Origin of the sequence: Bradyrhizobium sp. KB893862 SZCCT0404, assembly GCF_018130885.1 — a bacterium.
Classification (GTDB): Bacteria; Pseudomonadota; Alphaproteobacteria; order Rhizobiales; family Xanthobacteraceae; genus Bradyrhizobium; species Bradyrhizobium stylosanthis.
Map to the genome: position 1 here is coordinate 411,560 of NZ_JAFCLT010000006.1, position 19,976 is coordinate 431,535.

Below are 19,976 nucleotides of genomic sequence, written 5' to 3' on the forward strand. Positions count from 1 at the left end.
CTCGCTTATGAATGCCAGGCGGCGGCCATCGCCGTCTGCAGGGTGGGATCGTTTGGAATTTGGCTGTTGGTCACGGCAGTCGGATCGAACGCGGGGTTGTTCTGTCCGAACGTCGCCATGGCCTGGACGAGCTGCGAGACACCGCTGTCGATCTTCATTCCGTCCGCGGCCAGAATATCCTCGAGCTGGTTGCTCTGGTCGCTGAACCAGTTTGCCACGGTGATATGCCGGGTCGTCCCCATGACGTCGATCACGAGGTCGTTGCCGGACTGCACGAACCAGAGACTGTCGTGGTTCACGCCGCCCTGGAGCTCGAGCTCGCCGCTGGGCGAGCTCGATGACGCGCTGTTGTCGATGGTCGTATCGCCGTTTCCGGCGAGATAGATGGTTTGATCGCCGTTGCCGATCAGCGTGGTGACGCCGGCGCTGGCGACCAGCGTGTTGCCGTCACCGATGGCCGTCAGCGTATCGTTCGTGCCCGTGACCGCCACCGTGTTGCCGGACCCGACCACCGTCGCGCTGGACGCACTTCCCGACAGGGTCACGCCGGCATTGCTGACCGTGATCGCATCACCGCTGCCGGTCGCATTGATGTTCGTGCCGGCACCGTTGTTGATCAGCGTCAGCGTGTCGTTCGCGCCGAGCGTGATCTGATCGGCAAAGCCGCCGGCATCCACCGATGCGGCAAGATTGTCCGCCAGGTTTACGGCCGTGGCCGCGGAGGTCGTCACCACGGCACCTGTCGCATTGAGCGCGATTGTGCCGCCTCCGGCCGTCAGCGTGTCGTTGGCGCCAGCGACGACGATCGCGTTCCCCGTCCCGGTCACTACGGCAGAGCTGCCGGTGCCGGTGAGTGTCAGCGCCGTCGCGTTCGCTGTCACGCTCTCCGAGACGCCCGATACGGTCACCGCATCGCCCGTCCCCGTCACCACGACGGTGTCGCTGGAGCCGGTCACGGCGAGCGTCGCCGAGCTTGCCGACAGCGTCACCACGGCATTGCTCGCCGCGACCGTGTCTCCGGTGCCGGTGGCTGTCACCACCGTGTTGGCACCATTGAGCAGTGTCAGCGTATCGTTCGCCCCGAGCGTCACCTGGTCGGCAAAGCCACCGGCATTCAGCGTCGCCGCGACATTGTTCGCCAGGTTTACGGCCGTCGCCGCGGTCGTGGTCACCACGGCACCTGTGCCGTTGACGGCGATCGTGCCGCTTCCAGCGGTCAGCGTGTCGTTGGTGCCTGCGACGACGATCGCGTTCGCCGTTCCCGTCACCACGGCGGAGCTACCCGTTCCCGACAGCGTCACGCCGGCATTGCTGACCGTGATCGCATCGCCGCTGCCGGTCGCCTTGATGTTCGTGCCGGCGCCGGCATTGAGCAGTGTCAGCGTGTCGTTCGCCCCGAGCGTGACCTGATCGGCAAAGCCTCCGGCATCCACGGTCGCGGCAACGTTGCTCGCCAGGGTTACGCTCGTGGCCGCGGTGGTCGTCAGCACGGCGCCGGTCGCATTGAGCGCGATCGTGCCGCCGCCCGCGGTCAGCGTGTCGTTGACGCCAGTAACGACGATCGCATTGCCCGTTCCCGTCACGACGGCAGAACTGCTGGTTCCCGTGAGTGTCACGCCGGCATTGCTGGCCGTGATTGCATCGCCAGTACCGGTCACCTTGACGTGCGTGCCGGCGACGGCATTGAGCAGCGTCAGCGTGTCGTTCGAGCCGAGCGTCACCTGATCGGCGAAGCCACCGGCATCCACAGTCGCGGCGATGTTGCTTGCCAGGGTTATCGCCGTCGCTGCGGTGGTCGTCACCACCGCACCCGTGCCGTTGACGGCGATCGTGCCGCTTCCCGCAGTCAACGTGTCGTTGGTACCCGCAACGACGATCGCGTTCCCCGTTCCGGTGACCACCGCGGAGCTGCCGGTTCCGGTAAGAGTCACCGCGGTCGAGTTCGCCGAAACGGTGTCCGATACCCCCGATATGATCACCGCATCGCCCGTCCCGGTCACCACCACCGTGTCACTGGACCCGGTCACGGCGAGCGTCGCCGAGCTTGCAGACAACGTCACCACGGCACCGCTGGCGGCGATCGTGCCGCCGCCGGTCGCCTTGAGGACCGTGTTGGCGCCATTGAGCAGCGTCAGCGTATCGTTCGCGCCGAGCGTCACCTGATCGGCAAAGCCGCCGGCATCCAGGGTCACTGCGATATTGCTTGCCAGCGTTATCGCCGTCGCCGCGGTGGTCGTCACCGAGGCGCCCGTGGCGTTGACGGCGATCGTGCCGCCCCCCGCGGTCAACGTGTCGTTCACGCCCGCGATGACGATGGCGTCCCCGCCCCCCGTCACCACGGCGGAGCTGCCGGTGCCGGTCAACGTCACCGCCGTCCCGCTTGCCGTCACCCCATTCGATGTGCCCGAGACAGTCAGCGCGTTGCCCGTTCCGAGGACCGTGACATGGTCGCCGGACCCGTTCACGGTCGCGGTGGAGGTGGTCGCGATCAATGTCACATCCGTGTTGTCGACATTGACCAGGTCGCGCGTGCCGGTGATCTGGAGCGTTCCGCTCACGCCGCCGGCGTTGATCGTCACGACGTCGTCGGACCCGCTGACGAGGACCGACCCGAACGGCACGCCGTTGGCGACGACGAGCTCGTTGTTGCCGCTCACGACGATGACGTTGTTCTCGCCGTTCAGAACGTTGGTGACGCCCCCGCCATTGCCGCTGAAGATGACGTTCGCATTGTCGACGTTGATCGTATCTCCGCCGCCCGTGGCGGTCACGAACGACAAATTGGCGGGATCGTCGATCACCACCGTATCGTTGCTGGCCAGCGTCACCCGGTTCAGGAAGCCGCCCGCATGAATGGCGGCGGCGACGTTGCTCGCCAACGCCACCGATGTGGCCGCAGTCGTCGTCAGCACCGCGCCGGTGGCGTTGAGCGCCACGGTGGCGTCTCCCGCGGTCAACGTATCGTTCACCCCCGTGACGACGATCGTGTCGCCGCCACCCGTCACCACGGCCGAGCTGCTCGTGCCGGTCAGTGTGATTGCCGTCGAGCTGGCCGTCACCGGCACGAACGATCCGGACACCGTGACCGAGTCGCTCGTTCCGGTGACCACAACCGTATTTCCTTCGCCTTTCACCGTCGCACTGGACGAGGTTCCGGACAGCGTCACCGCCGTATTGGTTACATTGAGGACGTCCTGCCTGCCGCTGACCAGAACCGTCGCGCTCGCTCCGCCGGCATTGATCGTCAACGTGTCGCTCACGCCGCTGACCAAGAAGGTTCCGCCGGAGCCAGGGGAATTGACCGTCAGCGTATCGCCCGTGCCGCTGACCAGCACCGGCCCATTCGCAACCCCGTTGAGAGTGACGACCTGGCTCGTGCCGCTCAGGGTGACCTGATCGTTCGATCCCGTCAGCGTATTGGCAACTCCGGCGCCATTGCCGCTGAAGTTCACCGCGACATTGCTGAGGCCGATCGTATTGCCGCCGCCGTTGACCGTGAGTCCGGTGCCGGCGGCATAGTTGACCAGCGTCAGCGCGTCGTTGGACCCAATCGTGACCTGATCGGCAAAGCCGCCGGCATCCACCGTCGCTGTCATATTGCTTGCCAGCGTCACGGCCGTGGCCGCAGTGGTCGTCAGCACCGCGCCCGTCGCGTTGAGCGCAATCGCGCCGCCGCCCGCCGTCAGTGTGTCGTTCGTGCCCGTAACGTAGATCGCGTTTGCCGTCCCCGACACCACGGCCGAGGTGCTGTTGCCCATCAGCGTGATGACCGTCGAGCTTGCCGTCACCGGCACGTAGGATCCGGACACCGCGAGGGCGTCGTTCGTTCCCGTCACCACCACCGAATTGCCGGATCCGTTCACCGTCGCGCTGGACCCGTTCCCGGACAACGTCACCGCCGTATTGGTGACATTCAGGACGTCCGACGTGCCGCTGACCAGCACCGTTCCGCTCGCGCCGCCGGCATTGATCGTCAGCACATCGCCGGCTCCGCTGACCACGACCGGACCATTGGGTGCCCCGTTGACGGTCAAGACCTGATTTGCCCCGCTCAGCGTGATCTGGTCACTCGACCCGGTCAGCGTGCTGGCGAGACCCTTGCCGTCACCGCTGAACGTCACCACGGCGTTACTGGCGGCGATCGTATCGCCGCCGCCGGCGACCGTGATGGCGGTGCCCGCCGCATTGTTGTTGAGCGTCAGAGTATCGTTCTTTCCTATCGTTACTGGATCAGCAAAGCCGCCGGCGTTCACCGTCGCAACCACACCATCCGCCAGGCCAATGGTCGTGGCCGCGGTGGTCGTCAGCACGGCGCCCGTTGCATAGACTGCGATCGTGCCGCCCCCCGCGGTCAACGTGTCGTTTGCCCCCGTAACGGCGATCGCATTTCCCGTCCCGGACACCACGGCCGAACTGCTGGTTCCGGTCAGCGTCACCACCGTCGAGCTGGCCACCACCGTGTCCGACGTTCCCGACACCGTCACCGTATCGTTCGTTCCGGCCACGACCACCGCATCACTCGATCCCGTCACCCAGAGGGCTGCCGAGCTCGCGGACAGCGTGACCGCGACGTTGCTGGCGGCGACCCCGTTGCCGGTCCCGGTGGCGGTCACCGTCGAGCCCGCGGCATTGGTCAGCGTGAGCGCGCCGTTCACCCCGAGGGTGAACTGCTCGGCAAAGCCGCTTGCATTCACCGTAGCGGCGACACCGTTTGCGAGAGTCACTGCCGTCGCTGCGGTGGTCGTCACGACGGCACCGGTCGCATTGATCGCGATCGAGCCGCCGCCGGCGGTCAACGTGTCGTTCGCACCCGCAATGACAATCGTATTCCCTGCACCCGACACCACGGCCGAGCTGCCGGTCCCGCTCAGCGTGACCGTCGTCGAGGTGGCGGTCACGGTATTCGACGCCCCGGACACCGTCACAATGTCCTTCGTCCCTGTTACGACTACCGAATCGCTCGCTCCGGCAACGGCAAGGGTTGCCGAGCTGGCCGTCAGCGTCACTGCGGCGTTGTTCACGCTGATCGCATCACCAGTCCCGGTGGCCGTGATCACCGAGCCCGCAGCGTTGCTCAGCGTGATCGTGTCGCTCGCGCCGAGCGTTACCTGATCGGCAAAGCCGCCGCCATTCACCGACGCGGCCAAACCGCTGGCAAAGGTGAGTGCCGTCGCCGCAGTCGTCGTCACCGCAGCACCCGTCGCGTTGAGGGCAATGGTGCCGCCCCCGGCGGTCAGCGTATCGTTCGTGCCCGCGACGACGATGGTGTTGCCCGTTCCCGTCACCACGGCCGAGCTGCTCGTTCCCGTCAGGGTCAACGTGGTCGAACTCGCCGTCACTTTCTCCGACACGCCAGAGAGCGTCAGCGTATCCTTCGTCCCGGTCACGACCACCGTATCGTTGCTTCCGGTCACCGCGAGGGTCGCCGAGCTTGCCGACAACGACACCGTGACGTTGCTGGCGGCGATCGAATCGCCGGTGCCGGTGGCCGTGATCGTCGCGCCAGCGGCATTGGTCAGCGTCAGCGCGTCGTTCGCTGCAAGCGTGACCTGATCGGCAAAGCCGCCGGCATCCACCGTTGCCGCGACACTGCTCGCCAGGGTTACGGTCGCCGCCGCGGTGGACGTCACCACGGCGCCCGTCGCGTTGAGCGTGACCGCGCCGCCGGTGGTGGTCAGCGTGTCGTTCGCCCCCGTCACGAGGATCGTATTGCCCGCGCCCGTCAACACGGCCGAGCTGCTCGTTCCCGTCAGGGTCACAAAGCTGCTGGTGGCGTTCAGGCTCTGGTTTGCACCGGTCAACGTGACGCTGACCCCGATGCCGCTCGTCGAGATCGAGTTGCCGGTTCCGGTGATCACGGTCCCGGACGATCCCGATACCAGGGTCACCGCCGTATTGGTCACATTGATCGTGTCGTTCACGCCGCTGACCACGACGTTCCCGCTCGCCCCGCCGGCGTTGATCGTCAAGCTGTCCTTGGTGCCGCTGACCACGACCGGGCCATTGGGCGTACCATTGACGGTCACCACCTGGCTCGTGCCGCTCAAAGTGACCTGGTCGTTCGACCCGTTCAGCGTGCTGGCGACACCCGCGCCGTTGCCGCCGAACGTCACGGTAGCGTTGCTGACCGCGATCGTATCGCCGCCGCCCGTGGCCGTGACGGTCGTGCCTGCCCCGTTGTTGGTCAGCGTCAGCCTGTCACCGGCTCCGATGGTCACCTGATCGGCAAACCCGCCGGCGTCCACCGTTGCAAGGACACTGTTCGCCAGAGTTACGGTCGTCGCCGCGGTCGTCGTCAATACAGCGCCCGATCCATTGAGCGCAATCATGCTGCCGCCGGCGGTCAGCGTATCGTTTGCTCCTGTAACGGCAATCCCGGCCGTCATCGTGCCCGTCACCACGGCCGAGCTGCTCGTTCCCCCCAAGACCAGCCAGTTGCTGGTTCCCAACGCCTGAACCGTGTTGTTGGCGCCGTAGAGCGTCGCGCCGGACGCCGCCCCCGCCAGTGCTATCGCCGTGTTGGCCATAACCAGTGTTTCGTTCGTGCCGGTGACCAGCGCAGTGCCGCTCGCGCCCCCGGCATTGACCGTCACCTGGTCGTAGGATCCACTGATCGTCACATTGCTGGCCGCGCCGCCGGTGTTGATCACCACGACGTCGCTGCCTCCGCTGACGACCGCGTTGCCGCTTGCGCCGCCGGTATTGATCAACACGCTGTTGCCCGACCCGCCGATCAGCGCGGGACCAACCGGAGCCCCATTGACCGTCACCGCGGAGTTCGTTCCGTTCACCGTCACCTGATCATTCGAGCCGGTCAGCGTGGCGTGTGCGCCACTTGCGCCGAACACGACGGACGCGTTGTTTGCGAGGATGACGTCATTGCCGCCGGACCATATGCTCGAGCCTGCAGCATTATTGGTCAACTGCAGCCAGTTGCTGCCGTACAAGGTAATCTGATCCGCCAATCCCGCGGCGTCGATGAGCGCCGAAGAACCAAACGTCAGCGTGATCGCGTCACCTCCCGCCGTCACCATCTCGCTCGTGCCGGCAACGACAATCGAAGCAGACATCCCCGTGACCACTACCGAGCTGCTCGAGCTTGCCAGCACGACCCCCTCGTTCGATCCAGTCACCTGAACCGTGTTGTTGGTGCCGTTCAGCGACACGCTGGATCCGGTGCCCGACAGCGTCACCGTCGTATTGTTCACGTACAGCGCATCGTTTACGCCGCTGACAACCATGGTGCCGCTTACGCCGCCCGCGTTGACCTGGACCCAGTTATTGGAGCCGGTGACGATCACCGGGCCGGCAGGAACGCCGTTGATCGTGACACTCTGATAAGTCCCGCTCACGGTCACCTGATCGCTGTCGCCGGTCAGGGTCATATAAGCCGCATAGCCGCTATGGCCGACAGCGGCGAACACCACCGACGCATTGCTGGCGTTGATGATATCGTAATAGCTGTAGCCATAGTTGGCGGAAACCGTGATGGTCGAGCCCGCCGCATTATTGATCAGCGTCAGCCTGTCGGAAAAGCTGAGCCATATCTGGTCGGTCATTCCTGCGGCATCGATCGTCGCCGTGGAGCCGATCGCCAGCGAGATCGTGTTACCGCTTCCTGTCAGTGCGACGCTTGCATCCTGCGCAATGGTGATTGCATTTCCTGTCCCCGTCACGACCGCGGAAGTGCTCGCGCCCGACATCGTCAGCGCCGACGAACTGGCGATCACCGTGTTCGACGAGCCCGACACCGCGGCGCTCTCGTTCGTCCCCGTGACCGCGATCGTGTTGCTGGTGCCGCCCACCGAGACGCTGGAACCCGTCCCCGTGAGTGTGACCGCCGTGTTGCTCGCAAGGACGGTACCGCGCACGCCGCTGACCACTGCGTTGCTGCTCGCGCCACCAGCATTGATCGTCACCTGGTCGTCGGTACCGGTGATCGCGACGCTGGCGCTCGCCCCACCGGTGTTGAGTGTGACGCCATTCTTGGATCCACCGACCAGCACGCTGCTCGTGGCACCGTTGATGGTGACCGCCTCGCTGCTCCCGCTCAGGGTCACCTGATCGTTCGAGCCTGTCAGCGTGGCGCCTGACGGGGTGACCGCTCCTGTGAAATTCACGGAGACGTTGCTTGCGCTGATCCATTGATTGCCGCCGGCCGATATGGTGGTGCCAACAGCGTTATTGATCAGAGTCAGGCTGTTGCTGCCGTATAGGGCGAACTGATCGACCATTCCCTGGGCATCCACCGTCGCCGAAGCACTGCTCGTCAGCGCGATCCAGTCGCCTCCCGCCGTCAACGTGTCGGCCGTGCCCGTCACGTAAATCGCAATCGGCGAGCCGGTCACCGCCGCCGAGCTGCTTGTGCCCGTCAGCGTCACCTGCTCGCTCGCTCCGGTCACCTGAACCGTGTTGTTGACGCCGCTCACTGACAGGCTGGATGACGTCCCCGCCAGCGTCACCGCCGTGTTGGACGCAGCGACGCCGTCGCGCAGGCCGGTGACCAGCACGTTGCCGCTCACGCCGCCGGCATTGATCGTCACGCTGTCGTCGTTCCCGCTGACCACCACGAGACCGCTCGGAGCCCCATTGACCAAGACCGCCAGACTGTTCGCCGTGACCGTCACCTGATCATTCGAGCCGGTCAGCGTGGCAGCCGAAGGCGCGCCGGCCAATCCAAGGAACGTCACGGCCGCATTGCTGGCGGTGATCGTGTCATAGCCGCTGGCCGTGATGCTGCTGCCGGCGGCGTTGTTGGTCAGCGTCAAGCGGTTGTTGCCGGTCAGGGTTATCTGATCGGCCAGTCCAGCGGCGTCCACCGTCGCCGAGGCGCTGGCCGTGAGCGTGATCGCATCGCCTCCCGCGGTCAGCGTGTCATTCGTGCCTGAAACGTAGATCGCGACCGGGCTGCCGGTCACCACCGCCGAGCTGCTCGTACCCGCCAGATTGACCGTCTCGCTCGGTCCCGTCACCTGAACCGTGTTGTTGGCGCCAGTTATGGTCAAGGCGGACGACGTGCCCGTCAGTGTCACCGCGGTGTTGGTCACGTTCACTGTGTCATTCGTGCCGCTGACCAGCACGCTGCCGGCTGCTCCGCCGGCATTGACGGTCAGGCTGTCATTGGAGCCACTGACCAATATTTGCCCGAAGGGAACGCCGTTGACGGTCACGGCCTGCTTGCTGCCGCTCACGGTCACCTGATCATGGACGCCCGTGATCGAGTTGTTGATCAGCGTCGTTCCCGTGTTCACGCCGGTAAAGTTCACCGACACGTTGCTGGCCGTGATCACGTCGCCAGTGCCGGTCGCTCCGGTGGCCAGGATGTGGACGCCATCGCCGTTGTTGGCGAGGATGAACGTATTCGACGCCCCCAGCGTCACCTGGTCCACGAATCCGACCGCATTCACGGTCGCACTGGCGCCGTTCCCCAGCGTCAGCTTCGTGTCGGCCGTGGTCGTCAACACGGCGCCCGCGGCGTTGATCGCGATCGTGCCGCCGCCCGCGGTCAGCGTATCGTTAGCGCCGGCAACAACGATCGCATTGGCGTCGCCCGTCACCACCACCGAGGTACTCGTCCCCGTCAGCGTCACCGCCGACGAGCTGGCCACCAGGGTCTCCAGCGTGCCCGACAGCGTCACCGAGTCGTTTGTTCCGGTGACGGTCACGATATTGCCGGCACCGATCACGGTGGCGCTGGAGGCCGTGCCCGTCAGCGTCACCTGCGTCGAGCTGGCGATGACCGTATCGGCAACGCCGGTGATGGTGACACTGTCACTCATGCCGGTGACGGTCACCACATCGCTGTTTCCGATCAGAATGAGGCTCTGGTCATTGGCGGAAACCGTGAGGCTCGTGTTCGAAACGGTGCTCGTCACTGTCGTTGTCATGACTTCATTTCCTGAATTGCAGAATCTGGGTGCGTGGCGGTCACTGGACGGTGGATCGGGTCAAACTGAGTTTCTGGAGCTCGGCGCGCACATGCTGGAGCGCGCCGCCCCAATCGCCTGGCTCGGCCTGCCGGAATTGCCGCAGCGTCGGATACCAGGGGCTGTCGTCGCGGTTCAGCAACCAGCGCCAGCAGCGGTCGAAGCGGTTGAGCAGCCACACCGGGCGTCCGAGCGCGCCGGCAAGGTGCACCACCGCGGTATCGACGCTGACGACGAGATCGAGCGCCTCGACCAGCGCGGCGGTCTCGCCGAAGTCGTGGAGATCCTCGGTCCAGTCGTGCAAGGACAGACCGGGCGGCGGCGGCTCGCCGGCCGCCGGCCCCTTCTGCAACGAGACGAAGCTCACGCCCGGCAGGTCCGCCAGCGCTGAAAATCGCTCGAGCGGGATAGACCGGCGCCGATCGGCGCCCATCGCCTGATTGCCGGCCCAGACGAGACCGACGCGCAGGCCGTCGAGTTGTCCGAGCCGCTGGCGCCAGGCAGCCGCGCGCTGCGGATCGGCCCGGAGATAGGACGTCTTCCGCGGTATGGTTTCGAGGGTGGTGCCGAGCGCAAGCGGCAGGCTGAGCAGCGGGCAATGCAGGTCGAATACCGGCAGCGGATCACCATGGGCGACGATGCGCTCGATTCCCGGCAGCCCCGCCAGCAGTGGCACCAGCGGCCGCTGCACCTCGAGAACGACCCGCCGTCCTGCGGCGATGTCCGGCACGAAGCGGCAGAACTGGAGCGTGTCGCCGAGACCCTGCTCGGCATGCAGCAACAGGACCCGGTCGCCGACCTCCCCGCCGTCCCATAGCGGTTGATTGAAGCCGCGCAGATACGGCTTGTTCTTCTCCTGCTTCCAACGCCACTCATATTCCCGCCAACCTTCGTCGAACCGGCCGTCGAGCAGCAGCGTGATCGCCAGGTTGGTATGTGCGTCGGGATAATCCGGCTTTTGCGCCAGCGCGGTCCGGATGCAACGGGCGGCTTCGTCAGGCCGTCCAAGATCGAACAGCAGGCTGCCGAGATTGTTCAGCGCCTCCGGCCAGGCCGGATCGTGATCGAGCGCCGCGCGATAGCACGGCTCCGCTTCCTGAAAACGGCCGGACTCGCGAAGCGCGTTGCCCAGGTTGAGCTGCGCGGAAACATAGTCCGGCTTCAGACGCAACGCCTCGCGGCAGCATGCTTCCGCCTCATCCGGCCGCCCGCGGACTCGCAGCAGATCGCCGAGATTGTTCAAGGCCTCAAGGAAGCCCGGGTTGAGCTTGCAGGCCTCGCGAAGGCTCAGCTCCGCCTCTTCGAGGCGCCCCAAGGCGGCGAGGAGAATGCCGAGATTGTTGTAGGCCTGCGCGAATGCGGGATTGAGGCGCAAGGCCTCCCGATAGCAGCGCTCGCTCTCCTCGAAGGCGCGGAGATCGAACAGCACGGCGCCGAGATTGCTATGAGCCGCCGCATGGTCCGGCTTCTGCAGCAGCAACTGCCGAAACACGCTGATCGCCTCGTCGAAATGCTTCCGCTTCACCAGCAGGTTGGCGAGATTGAAGCGGGCATCGACATGATCAGGGGCATAACGCAACACGAAGCGGTAATGCGCTTCTTCCCCCGCGAGGTCGCCGCGTTCACCGAGCAGGATGGCAAGCTGGTTCTGCGCATCCGGATTGTCGGGCTTGTAGAACAACGCGTCCCGGTAGCTCGCGACGGCCTCGTCCAGCCGTCCGAGCGCGCGCAGAACGGCCGCCATGTTGCCGTGATAGACGCTGTTGCCCGGCTGGAGCTTGACGGCACGGATGATGAGCTCAAGCGCCCTCGCGGCGTCACCAGCCTGGAACGACGCGACCCCCAGGAGGTGAATGCTATCCGCATGATTCGGTTCGGATGCCAGGATGCGCCGATAGATCGTCTCGGCCTGCGCAAGGCGGCCTGCGCGATGGTGCGCAAGACCGGCCTCGAACGACACAAAACCTGACGGTCCTTCAACATACATTACGATGTGACCCATCGTCGATGAGATGACGTAGGGGCGCCTGAACGCTGACCAGCTATCGCATTTCGCTCACGCCCCGCGCCCGATCATTCCGCGACAACCTTGAGCGAACCTGGACGCAGCTCAAGCGTCCGCGCGTCAGCAGCAGCTGACTCGAGATTTCTGCTTTTGATTGTTTAGAAGCCCGCAGGAGCGGCCGGGCGAGTATCGCTATCCGATCGCGGCCGCTACATGTGCGAGAGAGAGGGAGAGAGAAACATTCATTCCAAGCCGATCAACTTCCCTCACTACCTCTACCTGCGTGTGCGAAGTCAGAATGTCGCAACCGCGGAAAGAGAGCAAGATGCATTCGGAAATTTTCAGAAAGATTCTCACACGCGGAGAGTGTCGGCGATGGACGCGGAGACTCCTTGCGATCGATGACCTCCTTCGGCGCAAGATCGGCGGCAATTAATTCGCTCGCGATAAGAAACTGATTTAGCAACAAAACAAAATCCGCCATCGTGCGCGCATTCCCGCGTTTGGATTTTTCCGTGCACTAAGAAACTCGATCTGGATCTCTTGCGAGGCGTTGAACGTCAACTCGGCCCGAGCGATGTGGGGGTAATCCTCGCAGGCATATGCAGCCAACCACCTCACGCGCCACGGCGAGCGACAGATGCTTCTGTCTCCAGCTCAACGTCCACGCTGAGTTCGCCTGCAGCTCGCCGTTTGGCGTGGTGCCTTGCTTTCGGGAGAGCACCGCTACCCTGCGGCCCTTCAATCGCAGCAGCGCCGAAGCCTGGCCGCTGGAGGGCCAGGGTTGGCTGCATCGAACGGCCTGACGTCGACATGACGAAGCGAACATCATCGGCTGCAAGGACGTTCGCCTTGCGTCGCCGCGATTGAGTCGTTAATATTTCATATCCTGGGGTTGAAGGCGCGCAAGAACCAGTGACCCGTTTCACCTTTCAGAATCCAACCCGCGGACCTGTCTCCGCCCCGCGTCTGATCTCGCGGGGCTGACCAGGGAGCGCATCGCCGTCTCGTTGTCAGCCGCTTCTGCGCGTTTCCTCGCGCTCACTGACTTCATGAGACCGCAATGACCCTGATCGCCATCAAAGACGCTTCCCTGACTCGGACCGAGCTGCTCTTCGCCGAACTGAGTTTTTCGATCGCCAAAGGCGATCGCCTTGGCCTTGTCGCCGCCAATGGACGCGGCAAGTCTTCCCTGCTTCGTATTCTGGCGGGCGAGGACGATGCAACGACCGGAACCGTCACCCGCTTGCGCGGGCTGGTCGTCGCGGTCGCCCCGCAAGATCCACCCGAACGGCTCCTATCCCTCAGCTTCTATGACGCCGTGCGCGACGCGCTCGCCCCCGAAATTGCCGAGACTGAGAGCTGGCGCGTCGATGTCCTGCTCGATGATCTCGCGGTGGAGGAGTCCACAAGGGGCCGCGCCGTTCGCGGCCTGTCCGGCGGCTGGCAGCGGACAATGCTCCTGGCGCGAGCCGCCGTGATCGAGCCAGATCTGCTCCTGCTGGATGAGCCGACAAACCATCTCGACATCGGTCGGATCGGTGTGCTCGAGACGTTTCTCGCCGCCTTGCCGCGCGACTGCGCCGTGGTCACGGCGAGCCATGACCGGGCTTTTCTCGATGACGTGACCAACCGCACGCTTTTCCTGCGCCCGCAGGAAAGCGCCGATTTCGCCCTGCCCTATTCTCGCGCCGTGCAGGCATTGGAAGAACGCGACGCTGCGCGAGAAAGGCGGTTCGAGAACGATAAGCGCAAGGTCAAGGCGCTCCGGCAGCAAGCGGCGAAGCTCAAGAACATCGGAATCAATTCCGGGTCCGACCTGCTGGTGGTGAAGACCAAGCAGCTCTCCGAGCGGGCTGACAAGCTCGAAGAGCGCGCCCGACCAGCTCATCTGGAGCGCTCCGCAGGCACGATCCGCCTGACCAACAGTGGCAGCCACGCCAAGGCGCTCGTAACGGTCAGCGATACGGCGATCACCACGCCGGACGGGAGACTCTTGCTCCGTATCGGACCGAGCTGGATCGAGAACGGGGACCGGGTGGTTCTGCTCGGGGCCAACGGCACCGGCAAGACGAGGCTGATCGAGAGGCTACGGGCAGCTCTCACGGGATCGGATCCGGACATGCGAGGGGCGACAAGCCTCAAGCTCGGATACTCCGATCAGGCGCTGTCCCAGCTCGACGCGTTTGCGACGCCTTGGGAGGCGGTCAAGCGTCTGAGCAATCTTCCGGATCATCTGGCACGTTCCCAGCTCGCCGGCGCCGGGGTCGGCATCGACGCCCAAACCGCCCCCCTCACGCGTCTCTCGGGGGGCCAGCGAGCGCGGCTTGCAATGCTGCTTCTACGGCTGGCGCAGCCGAATTTCTATCTGCTGGACGAGCCAACCAATCATCTCGATATCGAGGGCCAGGACGTGCTGGAGAGCGAGCTGATCGAACACGGTGCGGCCTGCCTTCTGGTCAGCCACGACCGGGCCTTTGTCCAGGCCGTGGCGACACGAATTTGGGTCATCACGGGCAAGCGGCTTGTCGAGGTCGATGACCCGGCGCCGGTCTTCGAGAAGCTGATGTCCAATTGAAGCCCGCGTCGCCGGCCCAATGGCTGGCATGCGACACAGCGAAAGCGGCTAAGCGGCGCCCCCCGGTCGCCGCTTAGCCGAGGCCCCGCAGGACGATCTAATAGTTCGTCCCGGACTTCTCGTTCGGAATGCCGTCGATTGGGCATTCCTCGGTGCCGACCATCGGGCGCGTCAGCGCCTCGACCATGTCGCGCGTCCCTTCGGGATCGGCGATCCACTTGGTGTAGAAGTCATAGGGACAGGCCGCGAGGCCCTTTGCGCCCTCGCCGGAATTGATCATGCCGGTGTAGCCGCGGTGCAGCAGCTTGAAGAGATGGTTCTGCGACTGATTGTTGCGGCGGGCATCACGGATCAGGCTCTTCGACAGGCCGGCGTACTGGATGCCGTATTCCTCCTCGCCGGTCTCGCCCAGGGTACGTCCGTCGAAGCCGACGATCGCGGAGTGGCCGAAATAGGAGTAGACGCCGTCGAAGCCGGCGGCATTGGCCACCGCGACATAGACGTTGTTCGCCCAGGCCATCGCCTTGGAGATCATCACCTGCTGCTCCTTGGCCGGATACATGTAGCCCTGGCAGCGCACGATCAGCTCCGCCCCCTTCATCGCGCAATCGCGCCAGATCTCCGGATAATTGCCGTCGTCGCAGATGATCAGGCTGACTTTCAGCCCCTTGGGGCCGTCGGAGACGTAAGTGCATTTTCCGGGATACCAGCCCTCGATCGGCACCCAGGGCATGATCTTGCGATATTTCTGCACGATCTCACCCTTGTCGTTCATCAGGATCAGCGTGTTGTAGGGCGCCTTGTGCGGATGTTCTTCGTGACGCTCGCCGGTCAGCGAGAACACGCCCCACACCTTGGCCTTGCGGCAGGCTTCGGCGAAGATCGCTGTCTCCTCGCCCGGCACCTGCGAGGCGGTCTCGTACATCTCCTTGGAGTCGTACATGATGCCATGGGTGGAATATTCCGGGAAGATCACGAGATCCATACCGGGCAGACCGAGCTTCATGCCGACGACCATGTCGGCAATCTTACGGGCGTTGTCGAGCACCTCGGCCTTGGTATGCAGCCGCGGCATCTTGTAATTGACGACCGCGACTCCGACCACGTCGTTGCTGGAGGAGATGTCACCGTGAAGCATCTGGAACGCCCTTCTATTTCTGGTTTTTCGTCTTTCAGTCGGCTGCGTCAGTGGCTGATCATCCAGGGCCGCGCGGTCGGAAAGCCGACGGCGCCGCTTTTGCTCTTGGTCACGAGCCGTCCCGGTTTCTTCTTCGTGCCGGTCCCGCAGCAGCCGCAGCCCGGACCATGCGCGGCCTTGTATTGATCGAGCGTCTTCGGCGCGTGGCTGCTGCGCTCGTTGGTCGCGTGCGCCTTGCGCTTGTCACTGGGCATGCAGAAGAACGCCGGCGCGGTCAGGATTACGCGCTGTGATTCCGTCTCACAGCGTGGACAGTCCTGCGGGTCGTCGCATTCGGCCATCGGCCGCATGTCGGTGAACGGGCCGCAATCATTGCAGAGATATTCATAGACAGGCATCGTCGCTCCCTTCGCTGTTGCCAGTCGGATGCGGGGCGCATCGCCCCGCATCCATTTTGCGCAGGCATCACTTGTCAGGCGAGATCGGCATCTGGATGTCACCGGTGATGTGCTTGATCGGTCCGGCCGACGACGGCATCACATCGAAGTCGAAGATCTCCGTCGGCAACCACAGCGTCGCGCAGGCGTTCGGCACGTCGACCACACCGGAGATGTGGCCCTGGCACGGTGCGGTGCCGAGGATCGAATAGGCCTGGGCGCCGGAGTAGCCGAACTTCTTCAGATACTCGATCGCGTTGAGGCAGGCCTGGCGGTAGGCAATGTGGACGTCGAGGTAATGCTGCTTGCCGGCCTCGTCGACCGAGATACCCTCGAAGATCAGATAGTCCTTGTAGTTCGGCGTGATCGGCGACGGCTTGAACACGGGATTCTTGATGCCGTATTTCGCGACGCCGTCCTTGATGACGTCGACCTTGATGTGCAGCCAGCCGGCCATTTCGATGGCGCCGCAGAAGGTGATCTCGCCGTCGCCCTGGCTGAAGTGCAGATCGCCCATCGAGAGGCCGCCGCCGGGCACATAGACCGGGAAGTAGATCTTCGAGCCGCGCGACAGATCCTTGATGTCGCAATTGCCGCCATGCTCGCGCGGCGGCACCGTACGGGCGCCTTCGAGACCGATCTTGGCCTTGACGTCACCCTTGGCCTGGCCGGCGTGAGCGGTCGGCGCGAACGGCGGATTGGCAAGGCCCGGGACCCGGGTCGGGTTGGTCGCGATCAACTCGGCTTCGCGTGCGTTCCAGGCCGCGAGCATCTTGGCATCCGGCAGGCAGCCGATCAGACCGGGATGGATCAGGCCGGCGAAGTTGACGCCGGGCACGTGGCGCGACGACGTGTAAAGGCCCTTGATGTCCCAGATCGACTTCTGCGCCAGCGGGAAGTGATCAGTCAGGAAGCCGCCGCCGTTCTGCTTGGAGAAGAAGCCGTTGAAGCCCCACAGGCTCTCCTTCAGCGGTCCAACGTCGAGCAGGTCGACCACAAGCAAGTCGCCGGGCTCGGCACCCTTGACGCCGATCGGGCCGGACAGGAAGTGCACGATCGACAGGTCGATATCGCGCACGTCGTCGGCCGAGTCGTTGTTCTTGATGAAGCCGCCGGTCCAGTCGACGGTTTCGATGATGAAGTCGTCGCCGGGGCTGACCCACTCGACGATCGGAACCTCCGGATGCCAGCGGTTGTGGATCTTGTCGTTTTCATAGGCCGACTTGGTGAGATCGACCTTGATCAGTGTATCTGGCATCGAGATGCTCCCCTTCGTTTTACTGGTTAGACAGACAGGAATTTCGAGATCTGCGCGGCATCGACGCTGTCGCGCGGATCGTCACGCACGATCTCGCCGTTCTCGATCACGAGCACGCGGTCGGCGATGTCGAGCGCGAAGCTCAGGACCTGCTCCGAGACGACGATCGAGAGCCCCCGCTCGTCGCGGATGCGCTTCAGCGTGCGCGCCATCTCCTTGATGATCGACGGCTGGATGCCTTCGGTCGGCTCGTCCAGCAGCAGCACCTTCGGCTTGGTGGCGAGTGCCCGAGCGATGGCGAGCTGCTGCTGTTGCCCACCTGAGAGATTGCCGCCGCGGCGGCCCTTCATCTCCAGCAGTACCGGAAACAGCTCGTAGATGTCAGCGGGCACTTCCGAGCCGCCGGAGACGACGAGGCCCGTCTCGATGTTCTCCTTCACCGTCATGGTCGAGAAGATCATGCGGCCCTGCGGCACATAGGCGAGGCCCTTTGCCACCCGGTCGTAGCTCGGCAGCGAGCCGAGCTCGGTGCCGTCCATGGTCACCTTGCCGCTCTTCGTCGGCACGATGCCCATCAGCGACTTCATCAGCGTGGTCTTGCCCATGCCGTTGCGGCCCATGATCGCGACGATCTCGTTGGGCGCGACCTGCACATTGAGGCCGTGCAGCACCTCGCTCTGGCCGTAGGCGACGTGGAGATCATTGATTGTCAGCATGGATGTCGCTCCTCAGTGACCGAGGTACACTTCAATGACCTTCGGATCGTTCTTCACCTTCTCCATGGTGCCCTCGGAGAGGATCTGGCCCTGGTGCAGCACGGTGACCTTGTGGGCGATGTCCTCCACGAACTTCATGTCGTGCTCGATGACGAGCACCGAGCGGTCTTTGATGATGCGATTGAGCAGCTCGGCGGTTTTGGCGCGTTCGGAGACGCTCATGCCGGCAACGGGCTCATCCAGCATCAGCAGGTCAGGGTCCTGGATCAGCAGCATGCCGATCTCGAGCCACTGCTTCTGACCGTGGCTGAGCAGCGCCGCGCTCATGTTGAGGCGGTCCTTCAGGAAGATCATTTCCGCCACTTCATGGACGCGGTCGCGCACGGCGGCATCGCGCGTGAAGGTCAGCGCGCCGAACACGGTGCGGCCGCGCGGATAGGATATCTCCAAATTCTCGAACACCGTGAGGTCGTCGTAGATCGAGGGTGTCTGGAACTTGCGGCCGACGCCGGCCTTGACGATCTGGTTCTCCTTCAGCTTGGTCAGGTCCTTACCGCGGAATTCGATCGAACCCGACGTCGCCTTGGTCTTTCCGCAGATCAGGTCGAGCACGGTGGTCTTGCCGGCCCCGTTGGGGCCGATGATGACGCGGATCTCGTTCTCCTCGACATAGAAGGAGAGATCGTTGACCGCCTTGAAGCCGTCGAAGGAGACGGTGAGACCTTCGACCGAGAGCAGGAAGGGCTTGGGCTGATGTCCGACGAGCATGAAATCCTCCTCACTCTGCCGGTGCGCCGTCGGCGACCGAATTGTCGGTCCAGCCTGACTTTGGCTTGCGTGCGCCGATCAGCTTGCTGATGCGCGGCTGGACGTAATCTCCCCAGATCCCGGCAAGGCCGTTCGGGAAGGCGAGCACCACGGCGATGAACAGGCCGCCCAGGCCGAACAGCCAGAGTTCGGGGAAGGACTCCGAGAGGCTGGTCTTGGCAAAATTGACGAGGAGCGTTCCATAGACGGCGCCGAGGATCGAGAGCCGGCCGCCGACCGCCGTATAGATCACCATCTCGATCGACGGCACGATGCCGACGAAGGACGGGGACATGAAGCCGACATTGAGCGCGAACATCGCACCTCCGATCGCGGCGAAGATCGCGGCGATGCAAAAGGCGAAGATCTTGAAATTGGCGACGCTGTAGCCGGAGAACCGGACCCGGTCCTCCTGGTCGCGCATCGCCACCAGGATGCGTCCGAGCTTGGAGTGGCGCACCAGCTGGGCGATGCAGATGCAGGCAAACAGCAGGCCGACTTCGAAGAAATAGAGCACGACCTTGGCGTGGTCGGGACGGATATCCCAACCCTTCAGCGTGCGTAGATCGGTCATGCCGTTGATGCCGCCGGTGTAGCCCTGCTGTCCCACGATCAGGATGGTCAGGATCGCCGCGACCGCCTGCGTGATGATCGCAAAGTAGGTGCCGCCCACACGGCGCTTGAACATGGCAGCACCGATGATCAGGGCGAAGATGCCGGGCACCAGGATGACGGCCAGGATGGTGAAGGTCAGGCTGTGGAACGGCTTCCAGAAGAATGGCAGCGCGGTGATCTGATTCCAGTCCATGAAATCGGGGATGCCCGGCGTCGACTGGATCTTGGTGTTTTCGACGCTCGACGCCTCAAGCTTGAGGAACATCGCCATGCAGTAGCCGCCGAGGCCGAAGAATACCCCCTGCCCCAGGCTCAGGATGCCGCCGTAGCCCCAGCAGATCACCAACCCCAGCGCCACGAAGGCGTAGGTCAGATATTTGGCGACCAGGTTGAGGCGAAAGACGTCGAGACAGAGCGGCAGGATCACGACCAGAAAGACCGCGAGCACCAGGATGCCGATCAACTCAGATCGCGTGGCAAAACGACTGTCGTTCAT

Annotated in this window: 9 protein-coding genes; 1 reads left to right on the forward strand and 8 read right to left on the reverse strand. The window is 64.1% G+C overall.

Annotated features, from left to right (window positions below; all coding sequences use genetic code 11):
- Positions 1–5: 5 nt before the first annotated feature.
- On the reverse strand, positions 6–9,887 hold the full coding sequence (locus tag JQ617_RS25040; protein WP_212028609.1) for a beta strand repeat-containing protein: 9,882 nt from the start codon (positions 9,885–9,887) through the stop codon (positions 6–8).
- Positions 9,888–9,927: 40 nt separating this feature from the next.
- Positions 9,928–11,913 carry a tetratricopeptide repeat protein gene (locus JQ617_RS25045; RefSeq protein ID WP_212028610.1) on the reverse strand — a complete coding sequence of 662 codons (1,986 nt, stop codon included), beginning with the start codon at positions 11,911–11,913 and terminating at the stop codon, positions 9,928–9,930.
- Positions 11,914–12,994: 1,081 nt separating this feature from the next.
- On the opposite strand from JQ617_RS25045, the gene JQ617_RS25050 reads away from it, so the two are divergent.
- Positions 12,995–14,509 carry an ATP-binding cassette domain-containing protein gene (locus JQ617_RS25050; RefSeq protein WP_212028611.1) on the forward strand — a complete coding sequence of 505 codons (1,515 nt, stop codon included), beginning with the start codon at positions 12,995–12,997 and terminating at the stop codon, positions 14,507–14,509.
- Positions 14,510–14,606: 97 nt separating this feature from the next.
- Here JQ617_RS25050 and JQ617_RS25055 read toward each other — a convergent pair whose 3' ends face one another.
- From JQ617_RS25055 to urtC, 6 genes are all read right to left on the reverse strand, one after another.
- Positions 14,607–15,647, reverse strand: coding sequence for an aliphatic amidase (locus tag JQ617_RS25055; protein ID WP_063694886.1), 1,041 nt, complete (start codon positions 15,645–15,647; stop codon positions 14,607–14,609).
- 47 nt (positions 15,648–15,694) lie between these two features.
- Positions 15,695–16,045, reverse strand: a complete 351-nt coding sequence (locus tag JQ617_RS25060) for an FmdB family zinc ribbon protein (protein ID WP_212028612.1) — start codon at positions 16,043–16,045, stop codon at positions 15,695–15,697.
- Positions 16,046–16,112: 67 nt separating this feature from the next.
- Complete coding sequence (gene fmdA, locus JQ617_RS25065; protein WP_063694888.1) at positions 16,113–17,342, reverse strand: formamidase; 1,230 nt, start codon at positions 17,340–17,342, stop codon at positions 16,113–16,115.
- A 26-nt stretch (positions 17,343–17,368) separates the two neighbouring features.
- Entirely contained in the window at positions 17,369–18,058 is a 690-nt protein-coding gene (gene urtE / locus JQ617_RS25070) for an urea ABC transporter ATP-binding subunit UrtE (RefSeq protein WP_145670025.1), read from the reverse strand.
- 12 nt (positions 18,059–18,070) lie between these two features.
- Positions 18,071–18,826 (reverse strand): urea ABC transporter ATP-binding protein UrtD, encoded by a 756-nt coding sequence (urtD, locus tag JQ617_RS25075; RefSeq protein WP_063694890.1) that lies wholly within the window; start codon positions 18,824–18,826, stop codon positions 18,071–18,073.
- Positions 18,827–18,836: 10 nt separating this feature from the next.
- Positions 18,837–19,976 carry an urea ABC transporter permease subunit UrtC gene (gene urtC / locus JQ617_RS25080; protein WP_212028613.1) on the reverse strand — a complete coding sequence of 380 codons (1,140 nt, stop codon included), beginning with the start codon at positions 19,974–19,976 and terminating at the stop codon, positions 18,837–18,839.